Source organism: Paenibacillus hemerocallicola (assembly GCF_006265175.1).
GTDB classification, from domain to species: domain Bacteria; phylum Bacillota; class Bacilli; order Paenibacillales; family NBRC-103111; genus Paenibacillus_AB; species Paenibacillus_AB hemerocallicola.
Window position 1 is genome coordinate 39,843 of record NZ_VDCQ01000069.1, and the last position, 13,042, is coordinate 52,884.

Genomic DNA, 13,042 nt, shown 5'->3' on the forward strand with positions numbered 1-13,042 from the left:
CTGATGAATACATCGCACCGTAATGCAACGAAACGCTTAACCGCCGCGCTTCTTCTGCTCGCGCTGCTACTGCCGGCCGTTTTCCCGGCATCCGCCGACGCCGCTCCCCCCGCGGGATACGTGATCGACGACGGAGGCAACGCGCTGCCGACGCCGCTCGGCTATTCCGTAGAGCGGGTAATCGTCCCGAGCGGAGGCAACGCGCTCAAAAACCCGGCCGACCTGGTCATCGACGGCAGCGACCGGCTGTACGTCGCCGATACCGACCATAACCGAATCGTCCGACTGGACCGATGGGGCAACGCGCTGCGAATGTTCGGCACGAAGGAAGACAGCCTGGGGCTGAATGCCCCGAAGGGACTGTTCGTCGAGTCCGACGGCCATCTGTACGTCGCCGATACGAACAACGCCCGCATCGTGCACGTATCGCCGGACGGGCGGCTGATCGAGACGTTCTCGGCGCCGCAATCCGACCTGCTCGATCCCGACTTTCCTTACCGGCCCGACAAGCTCGCGATCGACGGCAAAGGCAACCTGTACGTGCAGAGCGGCAACGATTACCACGGGCTGATCGTCATGGACGCTTATGGCAAATTCCAAGGGTATATCGCCCCGAACCAATTGAAATTCGATTTGAAGGACTGGATATTACGCGTCTTCGCCACGAAGGAGCAGCGCGACGCCTCCGGCAAAAAAGTGCCGCCGAATCATCGCGGAGTCGCGATTGATCCTAAGGAAGGACGTCTGTATACGGTGGTAGGCAATACGTCGTCGGAGGAAATCAAACGATTCAACCTGCTCGGCGTCAACACGTATCCGGCGAAGACGTACGGCGAATACAGCCAAACGAACGGAGTGCGGACGTCGGCCGCGCTGGCCGATATCGTCGTCGCCCCGAACGGCATTATGAGCGTCGTCGATTCCCGGCAAAAGAAAGTGTACCAGTACGACCAGGAGGGCAACATGCTGATGGCGTTCGGGGGAAGCGGGCAGCAAAGCGGCTATTTCCAGGAACCGGTCGCCATCGCGCTCGACTCCGAAGGACTGCTGTACGTGCTCGACCGCGCGCTCGGGAACATTCAGGTGTTCCGGCCGAATGCGTTCGCGACGCTCGTGCAGAAGGCGACCGCCCTGTATCACGACGGCCGCTATGAGGAAGCGGTCGGGCCGTGGAACGCGGCGCTGGCCATGAACGCGAATTACGTCCTGGCGCATCGGGGCGTGGGCAAGGCGCTGCTGAAGCGCGAGAAGTGGACCGAGGCGATGGCGGAGCTGAAGCTCGGCGAGGATAAGACGAATTATTCCAAGGCGATGAAAGGCTGGCGGCATCAGCTGCTGCGCGAGCGGTTCGGCTGGATTGCCGCAGCGGCAGCGCTGCTGCTGGCCGCCGCCTATTACGCCGCCGTAGCGCTGAGAAGCTATACGAACCGGCTCGCCGCATCGCCCGGAGGCGGCACCCCGCTCTCGCAAGCCGCGCTGCTCGTATTCCAGCCGAGGGAAGCGTTCGCGCGCATCCAGACGGCGCCGTCGCTTGCCGCGGCGCTGCTGCTGTTCGCGGCGGTCATAGGCGCCCGCTTTTTCGAAATTTATTTCACCGGCTTTCATTTTGCCGGGACGCGTCCGGAATTCGCCAGTCTTGTGCTGGAGACGGCCAAAATGGCAGTGCCGCTCGCCGCCGGCGTCGTCGCCTTGTGGGCGGCGACAACCGTGCTCGACGGGGAATCGACGTTCGGACAGACGGTGGCGGCATGCGCCTACTCGCTTCTCCCTTACTTGGTCGGGCGCATACTGGTGACGATAGCAAGCAACGTTTTGACGCTGGAGGAGCAAGGGCTGCTGCATGCGATCGAACTGCTCATGCTCGTATGGCTCTGCGGCGTCTGCTTCGTCCAGATCATGACGCTGAACGACTATACGGTTGTCAAAACGGTCGTCGTCGCGCTAGTCGCCGCTTTTACGATGATGGTACTGATGGCGGCGGCCGTACTGTTCTACATGCTGCTCGACCATGTAGCCGGATTTGTCCGGGAGCTGTATGTGGAAATGTACGTAAGGAGCTCGTGAACATGGCACGACATGTCGAAATACGGCAAGGAGGTGGAAGGGGGTGAGCCCGATGGAAAAGCTGCGCTTGGCGATCCGAATCGCGCTCTGGGCGGCCGTCGTCGCCGCATTTGTCTCGTTTCTCGCGCTCATGGAGCGCTACGAGCCGCAAAAGCCCGCAGCCGCCGGACTCGCCGGAGCGCAGAGCGCCGCGGCAAGCAAGGAATCGCTGTCCCGGCTCGGCGAATTGGCGAATTACGGGAAAGCGGCGGAAACCGCCAGCCTCGTCTTGTATGCGGAGCCGGACACGACGAACATCGCCGTAAAGGACGTCCGGACCGGTGCGGTGTGGATGTCCGCCTCCGACGTCCCCGGCGAGAAGCTGGGCGGCAGCCAGCTGCTCAAGGACGGGGCGAAGGCGGCGTTTAACGCGACCTTTGCCGATACGGCCCGGCCGCTGCACGAGATGATCCGCACCAATTCCGTCACGAACGCGCCGAAGTCGGCGAAGGAGCCGATACCGGGCGGAATCCGGTTCACGTACGATTATCCGGCGTACGGCGTAGGCTTCGCCATCGAATATACGCTGGAGCGGGACCGGCTGAACGTAACCGTACCGGCCTCCTCCATACGCGAGCAGGGGAGCGTGGTGCTCGTCTCGCTGGAGCCGCTGCCCAACTTCGGCGCCGCCGCCGACAGCGACGAAGGCTACGTCGTTTATCCCGACGGCAGCGGGGCGCTCACGACGTTCAAGCCGGATCACCCGGTCTATACGAGGCCGTATTCCGCCAGGGTGTACGGCCCGGACGACGGCTCGAATGCGGGGCGGGGGGGCGAGGAGAATGCCTTCATGCCGGTATTCGGCGTGAAGCGGAACGGCGTCGCTTTCGCCGCTTATATGACGGAAGGGGAGTTCGACGCGAACGTCAACTTTTACCCGAGCGGCTACGGCATCAATCTGAACCGGATAGCCGGCGAATTTACGCTGCGCCGATCCTTTTCCGCGGCGATCCGCAAAGACCAGAACGTGCCCCAGGTGGAGAAGGAGCGCTCCGGCGCTACCTTCAGGCTGCAATACGCCTTCTTGCCTCCGGGGAAAGCCGGGTATGCCGATATGGCCAAGGCGTATCGGTCGTATTTGCTGGAAAGCGGCAAGCTGACGGGTCGTATACGTCCGGACGCCCCGCTGCCGCTCGCGCTGGATTTGTTCATGGGGGTGGAGGAGGAGCGCGTGCTGGCCGACCGGTTCGTCGGCTCCACCGGCTTCGCGCAGGCGAAGCAGATCGTGGGGCGACTGCAGGACGCCGGCGTTCGCGCGATGAGCGTCGTTTTGCGCGGCTGGATGGAAGGCGGCTACGGCATCGTCCCCGACCGTCTTACCGCTTCGAAGGAGCTGGGCGGAAGCCCGAAGCTGCGGGAGCTGTCGGCTTTTGCCCGGGACAACGGTCACGAGCTGTTCCTGAGCGTGAACCTGCTCGACGCCCGCTCCGGCAACCCGGGCTTCTCCGAGCAAAAGGATACGGTCAAAGGACCGAACCGGCTGCCGGTGCAGCACGATTTCGGCACCCGCTTCCTGATCAATGCCGCTCGCGCCGACGAACGCTTCGATGCGGGCAGCGGGACGCTGTTCGGTTACGGGGCGGGCATCGACTTTGCCCGTCTCGGGGAGACGGTCGCGAACGACTACAACGAGCAGGCGCGGCTCAACCGGAGCGAGTCGGCGGGCCGCTTCGCCGGGCTTGTCGGCAAAGCCAGGGCCGCTACCGGCAAAACGGCGGTTCGCGGCGCCAACGCTTACGCCTGGAGCATCGCCGACCGGCTGTCGGACGTTCCGCTCCGAGCCTCGGGGTACGTGTACACGGACGAGGAGGTGCCTTTCATGCAAATCGTCCTGCACGGGTACGTGCCCTACAGCGACGACATTCCGCACAACCTGCATTACGACCGGAGGGAGCATTTGCTGAAATGGGTCGAATACGGCAGCATGCCTTATTTCGAGCTGACGTGGAACGCTCCGGAGACGCTGAGGCTTACGCGCTACAACCGGCTGTTCAGCTCCGAATTCGCGCAATGGGAGCCGGACCTCGTCCGCCTGTACAAGGAGCTGCAGGAAAAACTCGGGGACGTCTGGTCGCAGCCGATCGACAATCACCGCAAGCTGGCCGAAGGCGTATATGAGACGACCTACGCCTCCGGGGTGCGGACGATCGTCAATTACGGCAAAACGGCTTACCGCGGGGGCAGCGTAGCCGTCGGTCCGCTCGGCTATGAGGTCGTACGGGGAGGAGAGGGCGGATGAAGAGGATCAGGCTCGGTTTGGAGACACGGAAAATGTGGAGCGGCTATTTGTTCATCTCGCCCTGGCTCGTCGGCTTCCTCGCCTTTCTCGTCTACCCGCTGGCGATGTCGCTGTATATGAGCTTCCAGAGCATCAACAACGTGTCCGAGCTGAACATGAAATTCGTCGGCTGGGACAATTATACGCGCGCTTTTATTAAGGACACCCAGTTCGTTCCGTTTTTCCTGCATGCGGTGCGGACATCGCTGATCGAAATCCCGCTTATTTTGTCCTTCTCGTTATTCATTGCCTCGATGCTGAATCAGAACGTGAAGGGGAAGCTGTTTTTTCGCGGGGCGTTTTTCCTGCCCGTCCTGATCGGCAGCGGGTTCGTCATGCAGCAGCTGCTCGGGCTGCAGGCCGATCCGATGCAGGCGGCGATGGCGCAGCTGCAAAGCGCGAGCGGCGGTGGACAAATCCGCGAAGTCGGCGGCTTGGACATTCCGGCCGCACTGACGGTCTACTTGCCGCCCGAGCTGGCGGACGCGCTGTCCGACGTGCTGAAGACGCTGACCGTGGCGCTCTGGAAGACGGGCATCCCGATTTTGCTGTTCATTGCCGGGCTGCAGGGCATATCGGAATCGCTGTACGAATCGGCCAAGTGCGACGGCGCGACGCCATGGGAAATGTTTTGGAAAATCACGTTTCCGCTCATGACGCCGATCCTGCTGCTCAACGCCATTTTCACGCTGGTCGACTCATTCACCGACCTGCGCAACGTCATGATGATCTACATCAAATATACCGGCTTCAGCAAAATCGAATTGGGCTATGCTTCTGCGCTAGGCTGGCTTTACTTTTTGTTCGTCTTCCTGCTCGTCATGCTCGTCATCGCGCTTACGCGCAAACGGATCGTTTATATCGGCGAGCGGTAGCCGCGGAGGAGGCGGAGCGCGCTTGGCCCATCAAAGGGAGAGGAGGTGCCGCATGGAGCACCGCATCGAAACGCCGCAAGCCGCCGTCCCGTCCGGACGGGTCAAGCCGCCGAGCTCCAAAGGCCGGCTGACCGCGATCGCGTATGGACGGCGGTGGATCGGCTTCGGCTACAGGGCGATCGTTTATTTGTACCTGATCGGGCTCTCGTTCGTGTTTTTGTATCCGTTCCTGTTCATGATTTCCACGTCGTTCAAGTCCGTCACCGATTTGGTCGACCCGACCGTCTTCTGGATCCCGAAGACGTTCAACGTGGACAGTTATTTCAATGCATATGCCGCCCTGCACTATTTTTCCTACTTGAAAAATACGGCCGTTTTATCGCTGCTGGGCGTAGCGGGGCAGATGATATCGTGCTCGATCGTCGGCTACGGCTTTGCGAGATTCCATTTTCCCGGGAGGGAGGCGTTGTTCGGCTTGGCGATGTTCACGATGATCGTGCCGCCGCAGACGATCATCATTCCGCTGTTCATCCAGTTCAAGCAGCTCGATTGGATCAACACGTATTGGCCGATGATCGTTCCGGGCTTTTTCGCCCACGGTCTCAGGGGCGCGTTGTTCATCTTCATCTTTCGCCAATTTTTCCGCAACCTGCCCCATGAGCTGGAGGACGCCGCCCGCGTGGACGGCTGCGGCTCGATCGCCATCTTCGTGCGGATCGTGCTGCCGATCGTCGTGCCGGCGCTGCTCGTCTCGGGCATTTTGTCGCTGGTGTGGCATTGGAACGATTTCTTCGAGCCGTCGATTTATCTGGTCGACAATGCCAAGTTTACGCTGCCGATGATGCTGCCGCTGCTCGGCCAGAGCATCAACACGATGAGCGGAGGCGCGACGGCGGTTCCCGACCAGGCGACCGTCATGGCGGCCTGCGTGCTCGTGCTGCTCCCGGTGCTGCTCGTCTATCTCGAGCTGCAGCGGTATTTCATGAAAAGCATCGAGCGGACCGGCATCGTCGGATAAGAAGTTGAATGCACAAACAGCTTTGCATAAGCCGAATATGACGCAACAAATAAGGAGATGACGAATCTATGGGCGAAAAGCTGAAGGTAGGCATGATCGGCACGGGCATGATCTCGGACACGCATCTGCGGGCGTATGCGGCCAATCCCGGAGTCGAGCTGCACGCGGTCTGCGACTTGAACGAGCAGCGGGCGAGGGACAAAGCCGCGAAATACGGCATACCGAACGTATATACCGATTATCGGGCGATGCTGGCCGATCCGCTTCTCGATGCGGTCAGCGTCTGCACGTGGAACTGCTTCCACGCGGAGATGAGCATAGCCGCGCTCGATGCGGGCAAGCATGCGCTCGTCATCAAGCCGCTGTGCATGAACGTGGAGGAGGCCCTCTCGATCGAGCGGGCGACGAAGCGGAGCGGCAAAGTGCTGCAGGTCGGCTATGTGCGCCGATTCGGCACGAACGCCATCGTGGCCAAAAAGTTTATCGACGAAGGCGAGCTCGGCCCGATCTATTATGCGAAGGCGTCATGCTTGCGCCGCCTCGGCAATCCCGGAGGCTGGTTCGCGGACAAGGACAAGTCGGGGGGCGGGCCGCTGATCGATCTCGGCGTTCACGTCATCGACCTGTGCTGGTACTTGATGGGCAAGCCGAAGGTCAAGACGGTCAGCGGTAACACGTACGTCAAATTGGGGAACCGTTCCAATGTAAGGAACTTTCAGACATACCGGTCTTCCGACTTCGATCCGGCCGGCAACACGGTGGAAGATTTGGCGAATGCGATTATCCGCTTCGAGAACGGAGCATCCCTCGTCGTGGACGTCAGCTTCTCGCTTCATGCCAAAAAAGACGAGCTGACGGTCAAATTGTTCGGCGAGAAAGGAGGGCTGGAGCTTGAACCGGAGCTGTCTCTCGTCGCCGAGAAGCACGATACGATTCTCAACGTATCGCCGCAAATGACGAGTCTCACGTTCGATCCGAACAACGGCTTCCAAAACGAGATCGACCATTTCGTGGACGCTTGTCTGGGGAGACGCGAGACGATCAGTCCGGTGGAGGATGGAGTGGAGATGATGAAAATACTGTGCGGCATTTACGAATCCGGCGCCAAGCAAACGGAAATTCATTATCCGGTCTGAACAAGGAGACGATTGAGGATGGGACATCCGCTATTCGCACGAATTTCTCAGCTCGCCAGCTTACTTGTATTTCTCCTCGCTTTTCCGGCCGCGGCATCCGCCGCGGTCGACTACTCCCGCATCGTCGAGAACGAGTCGGCATATATCGCAGGCTTGCAGCAGCCTTCGGGAGCGGTGCTGTCATCGCTGACGGCCAAGGTGAAAATGTCTGTCGGCGGCAGCATATGTACGACGGGCGTTGGCGACGATTATTACAAAATCGAACCGTATCAGTCCAACTTGGCCGTACTCGGCATGCTGGAGCATCCGAGCGCGGACAATCTCGCTGCGGCGAAGAAATGGATCGGCTGGTATATCGGCCATACGAACGCCCCCGACTATAACGGGGTGACCGGCACGGTATACGTCCATTACGCCAAGGTGAGCGACGGGACCGAGGTGCATTGCGGCAAGTACGACTCGTCCGACTCGTACGCGGCCACCTTCATGAGCGTCTTGAAAAAGTATGCCGAATCCGGCGGGGACACGTCCTATTTGATTACGCACCGGACCGCGATCGAGACGATCGCCGACGCCATGACGGCGACCCTCACGGGCGACGGCTTGACATGGGCGAAGCCGGACTACAAGATCAAATATTTGATGGACAACTCGGAGGTGTACGACGGCTACGGCAGCATCGCCTGGCTGGAGCAGAACGTTTTCGGGGACGCGGCGAAGTCCGCCGATTACGCGTCCAAGCAGACCGGCGTGCAGAACGGCATCGAAACGCTGCTGTGGCAGCCGGCAGCCGATAAATACAAGCATTATTATTATACGAGCCCGTCCGTATCGACGAATTGGACGACCTTCTATGCGGATGCAACCTCCCAGCTATGGCCGATGATGTTCGGCGTCATCTCCCCCGCCTCGACAAGAGCTTCCGACCTATATACCACCTTTAACACCTACCATCCCGGCTGGTCTTCGATGAAAAATACGACAAGCTTCCCCTGGTCGAACCTGACGCTCGCCGCGGCGATGCTGGACGACCGGGAGCGGGTGGACAACTTCATGGCGAGCGCCCGGTCGAACTTTTTCGAGAACGGGCATCCGTATCCGTGGTACAACAACCAATCCGGCTTCGCCATTCGCGCGGCGAAACTGATCCGGGACAAAACGAACTTGGCGTACGGGAGCACCGTCACCGCTTCCGCGTACGGAGCGGAGGCGGGCAAGCTGACGGACGGCAGCTTGCTGGACGGCTGGACGGGGGGCGCCACCGACTCGGAATGGGTGCAAATCGACCTCGGAGCAAGCAAGCCGTTCAACCGGATCGTGCTGAAGTGGAATGCCGACTATGCGGATCAATATTCGATCCAAGTATCGGATGACGGGGCGGCGTACACGAACGCGCATACCGAGACGTCCGGCAACGGAGGGACGGACGACATTGCGACTTCGCCGTACGACAAACGGTACATCAAGATTTTGATGACGCACCGCTCCTCTGCGGGAGGACCCGGCTTGAAAGAAATCGAGGTATACCAAGCGGAAGGGCCTAACCTGGCCCTGGGCGGTACCGCGAGCGCCTCCGGCAATACGGCGTCCGCCGGCCTCGCGATCGACGGCGGCGTCGGCTCCAGATGGGAAAGCGTCGCGGCGGACAATCAATGGTATAAGATAGACCTCGGCTCTTCGCGGACGATAAACCGCATCATGCTCGACTGGCAGCGAACCGCCTATGATGCGGCTTATTCGATTCAGCTTTCCGATGACGACATCTCCTATTCGACCGTCTACGCTACAACCACCGGTGACGGAGGCATGGACGATATCCGTTTCGCGTCGACAAGCGCCCGATACGTGAAGATTTTGTTGACGACGCGGGCCGCAGGCTCGACGAAAGCTTCCTTATGGGAGGCGGGGGTTTACAACGACCCTTTCTGAGACGAAGTTTTTCCGATACGATAAGACCTGACGAGGAACCCTCATAAATAGAAACCTCAAAACCTCCAAATCCACTATAAAAGTGGTGCTGGAGGTTTTTTTGAGTTGAAGCTTATCGAAACGGATCTCTTATAACGATTTTGCCGGCGGGGCATCGAACAAAGTTTCCTATCCATCCTCATACCAATCAAAAGCGGCCGCAACATGCCCGGCCGCCCAGCTTTGCAGCAATCAAAAATCGAAATTGTCCGGGTCCGGGCCGACGCGGCGGTTTTCGTTCAGGGAGTCGATTCGGTCCATTTCCGCCTGGGTGAGCTCAAAGTCATAGATAGCCGCATTTTCGATAATCCGGTGTTCTTTCGTCGACTTCGGGATGGTGATCACTCCGTGCTGCAAATCCCAGCGCAGGATCACTTGAGCGATCGATTTGCTATGCTTGTCGGCAATTTCCCCGAGCACCGGGTTATCCAGCAGTTGACCTTGCATTAACGGAGACCAGGCTTCCAGTTGAATGCCTTGGCTTCTCGTGAAGCCGAGCAGCTCTTTTTGCGTCAGCATGGGATGGAATTCGACCTGGTTCACCATTGGCTTGACAGCCGCATCCTTCAACAGATCCTCGAGGTGATGAATCTGGAAATTGCTGACCCCGATCGCTTTAACGCGGCCCTCTTTGTACAACGTCTCCAAGGCTCTCCAAGCTTCTTTATACTTGCCCGCCACGGGCCAGTGAATCAGGTAAAGGTCCAAATAGTCCAAGCCGAGCTTGGTCAGACTGGTCTCATAAGCGGCCAGCGCAGACTCGTAGCCCAAGTCGGAGTTCCACACTTTCGAGGTGACGAACAGGTCTTTCCTGGAAAGGCCGTTCTCGGCAAGCGCTTCGCGAATCCCTTGGCCGACGCCGGTTTCGTTGCCGTATATCGCGGCCGTGTCGATGCTGCGGTAGCCGTGCCGGATGGATGCTTTGACGGCTTCGACGAGCTCGGAGCCTTCCTCCACCTTGAACACGCCGAGGCCGAACCACGGCATTGGAACGCCATTGTGCAGCGCGGTTGTGCTTTGTAGATGTCGAGTCATAAAAATAGTACCTCCATTTATTCATGTAGTGTCATATGATTCGTGTCCAAAGCCCGGGTTATCGTTAAGCCGCCCGTGCTTCGGCAGACGTCTCGTCCTTGCTCGCCAGCACCCGGCTCCATCCCGTGAGAGCAACGGCCGCCAATACCATGAGCGCTCCTATCCAGGAAGTATGAATCAGGCCGATCGTATCCGTAACGACACCGCCTAAGTATGCCCCGATGGCAATGCCTGCATTAAAGGCGGCAATATTGACGGCGGAGGCGACATCGACGGCTTTTGGCGCGTAACGCTCGGCCAGCGTGACTACATAGACTTGAAGTCCGGGTACGTTCATGAATGCGAGCAATCCCATACCGAATATCGTGATCAATCCCGCTATTTTGAACGGAGCGGTGAACGTCAGAATGAACAGGACGACGGCTTGAAGGGCAAACATGACGAGCAAGGCCGACAGCGGGTTGCGATTCGCCGCTTTTCCCCCGATCGCATTGCCGATGGCGATGGCAATTCCGTAGAGGAGAAGGATGAGGGCTACGGTCGTTTCCTTGAATCCGGTTATGTCATGCAGCAACGGGGATAAATAAGTGAAGACGACAAAGGTTCCTCCATACCCGAGGGCGGTAATGAGAAACGCAAGCAGCAGCCGGCCGTTGGTGACGAGCTTCAGTTGATCGCGAACAGGGGTCTTGTTCCCTTTACGCAAATTGGCCGGAACTAAAAACAGGTTGGAGACAAAAGCCAGGATGCCTATGACGACTATGGCGATAAAGGCCGCGCGCCAGCCCAACTGCTGGCCGATAAAGGTTCCGAGGGGCACGCCGGTAACGGTGGCGATGGTCAGCCCGGAGAACATGATCGCGATAGCGCTCGCTCTGCGGTTGTCGGGCACGAGGTCGGCCGCGATCGTCGAACCGATGGACATGAATACGCCATGGGCGAGCGCGGAGACCACGCGGGCTATAAGCAGCATGGCAATTCCGCCCGATATGGCGGCGAGACCGTTGCCGGCTATAAAAACGATCATAATCCACATCAGCAGCGTTTTGCGCGGAACGCCGGATGTCAGAGAGGTCAATATCGGCGCGCCGAGCATGACGCCGAGTGCGTACAACGTAACGGTTAACCCCGTTAAAGTAACGGATATATGCAAATCTTCAGCGATGAGAGGCAGAAGCCCCACGCTGATAAATTCGGTTGTTCCGATCGCAAAGGCGCTTATCGCCAAAGCCAGAAGCGCCAACGTGCTTCGTTTTTTATCAAGCGGCATTTCGATTCACTCCTAATCTGGTAATCGCCGGCCGGTACATGTTATTATGGAGCCGTCGGAACGAAAAGAACAGTACGTACTTTAAAGTACTATAGGCACTAAAAAGTTCCTATCAACAGGAGGCCAACATGGGTACCAAAAAATACAACATCTCCGTCGAAGCGACCCTCGAGGTAATCGGGGGGAAGTGGAAATGCGTCATCCTGTGCCATCTGACGTACGGGAAGAAACGGACAAGCGATTTGAGACGGCTCATGCCGGCCATCACTCAAAAAATGTTGACCCAGCAATTAAGGGAATTGGAGGAGGACGGCATCGTCACCCGAATCGTTTATAACCAGGTGCCGCCCAAAGTCGAATACGAGCTCAGCGAATACGGCTGGAGTCTCAAGTCGATTCTGGACTCGTTGTGCGCATGGGGGGAGCATCATATTATCCGGGAATACGGCGATAAATTCGCCGTGCTGGAAGATAATATACTGAACAAATAATCGCGCGGCGGGCCGCGTCTGCATTACAAGGGAGAACCGGATGGTGAGCAGCGTGAATATTTTGGTTGTCGAGGATGACAATGATATAAGCCAGCTATTGTGCAGCATAATAAGAAACAGCGGCTATACGCCCCAGCCCGCCTTCTCGGGGACGGAGGCGCTGCTCTATTTGGAGCGCCAGCCGTGGAGCATGGTCCTGCTCGATCTGATGCTGCCAGGCATGACCGGCGAGGAGCTGCTCGGGAAAATCGGCGAGCGGAGCGGCGTGCCGGTGCTTGTCATATCGGCCAAGAGCGAGCGGGAGACCAAGGTGTCCGCGCTTCGCGGAGGCGCGGACGATTTCATAACGAAGCCGTTCGATATCGAGGAGGTTTCGGCAAGAATCGATTCCCACCTGCGCCGGTATGCGCGAATGGCGCAGCATGCTCAGCCGGAGCCGGAAGTACTGCGGCACAGAGGGCTTATGCTGGACATCGAGACGAAGCGGGTGACGGCGGAGGGGAAGGAACTCTCGCTCACCGCGCGGGAATATGACATACTGGCCATGCTTTTGTCGTCGCCGAAGAAAGTGTTTACAAAAGCGAATTTGTACGAGAGCGTCTGGGGCGAGCCGTTCTACGGAGACGATAATACGATTAATGTCCATATGAGCAATTTGCGCAGCAAGCTGGCAAAAGTTGCTCCCGACAGCGAATTTATCGAGACGGTATGGGGCATGGGCTACCGGCTCAAGCCTTAGGGAAGAGAAGGAAAGGCAGAGCGGAACTGCCGAACGGAACTGGCTGTTGAAAAAGTGTGCAAAGAGAGGAAGCGCCGGAGACAAGAGCTGGGGGAATGCGCTCCACATCCGTTAACATCGTGTTGTTTT

At 58.7% G+C, this 13,042-nt stretch carries 10 protein-coding genes; 8 read left to right on the top strand and 2 right to left on the bottom strand.

The annotated features are described in order from the left end of the window. The first annotated feature begins 3 nt into the window (after positions 1 to 3). The 6 genes from FE784_RS33365 (at position 4) to FE784_RS33390 (ending at position 9,339) form a co-directional block, all read left to right on the top strand. Positions 4 to 2,064: a YIP1 family protein gene (locus FE784_RS33365; protein WP_139606582.1), complete on the top strand. Its 2,061-nt coding sequence runs from the start codon at positions 4 to 6 to the stop codon at positions 2,062 to 2,064. Between the two features lie 52 nt (positions 2,065 to 2,116). Next, on the top strand, positions 2,117 to 4,342 hold the full coding sequence (locus FE784_RS33370; protein WP_246132303.1) for a DUF5696 domain-containing protein: 2,226 nt from the start codon (positions 2,117 to 2,119) through the stop codon (positions 4,340 to 4,342). Continuing rightward, positions 4,339 to 5,256, top strand: coding sequence for a carbohydrate ABC transporter permease (locus tag FE784_RS33375; protein ID WP_139606584.1), 918 nt, complete (start codon positions 4,339 to 4,341; stop codon positions 5,254 to 5,256). Before FE784_RS33370 ends, FE784_RS33375 begins: the two co-directional genes overlap by 4 nt. A 52-nt stretch (positions 5,257 to 5,308) precedes the next feature. Further along, the gene (locus FE784_RS33380) at positions 5,309 to 6,274 is read left to right on the top strand and encodes a carbohydrate ABC transporter permease (RefSeq protein ID WP_139606585.1); all 966 of its coding nucleotides are present in this window, start codon (positions 5,309 to 5,311) and stop codon (positions 6,272 to 6,274) included. A gap of 68 nt (positions 6,275 to 6,342) precedes the next feature. Next, a complete protein-coding gene (locus tag FE784_RS33385; RefSeq protein ID WP_139606586.1) occupies positions 6,343 to 7,410 on the top strand; it encodes a Gfo/Idh/MocA family protein in 1,068 nt (355 codons plus the stop codon). 18 nt (positions 7,411 to 7,428) lie between these two features. Continuing rightward, complete coding sequence (locus FE784_RS33390) at positions 7,429 to 9,339, top strand: discoidin domain-containing protein (protein WP_139606587.1); 1,911 nt, start codon at positions 7,429 to 7,431, stop codon at positions 9,337 to 9,339. Between the two features lie 231 nt (positions 9,340 to 9,570). On the opposite strand, the gene FE784_RS33395 is transcribed toward FE784_RS33390, so the two are convergent. Both FE784_RS33395 and FE784_RS33400 read right to left on the bottom strand, forming a co-directional pair. After that, positions 9,571 to 10,413, bottom strand: a complete 843-nt coding sequence (locus FE784_RS33395; RefSeq protein WP_139606588.1) for an aldo/keto reductase — start codon at positions 10,411 to 10,413, stop codon at positions 9,571 to 9,573. 64 nt (positions 10,414 to 10,477) lie between these two features. Further along, positions 10,478 to 11,683: an MFS transporter gene (locus FE784_RS33400; RefSeq protein ID WP_139606589.1), complete on the bottom strand. Its 1,206-nt coding sequence runs from the start codon at positions 11,681 to 11,683 to the stop codon at positions 10,478 to 10,480. A gap of 128 nt (positions 11,684 to 11,811) precedes the next feature. Here FE784_RS33400 and FE784_RS33405 point away from each other — a divergent pair, with 128 nt between their 5' ends. After that, positions 11,812 to 12,174: a winged helix-turn-helix transcriptional regulator gene (locus tag FE784_RS33405; protein ID WP_139606590.1), complete on the top strand. Its 363-nt coding sequence runs from the start codon at positions 11,812 to 11,814 to the stop codon at positions 12,172 to 12,174. A gap of 40 nt (positions 12,175 to 12,214) precedes the next feature. After that, positions 12,215 to 12,913 (top strand): response regulator transcription factor, encoded by a 699-nt coding sequence (locus FE784_RS33410; RefSeq protein WP_139606591.1) that lies wholly within the window; start codon positions 12,215 to 12,217, stop codon positions 12,911 to 12,913. Positions 12,914 to 13,042: the final 129 nt, after the last annotated feature.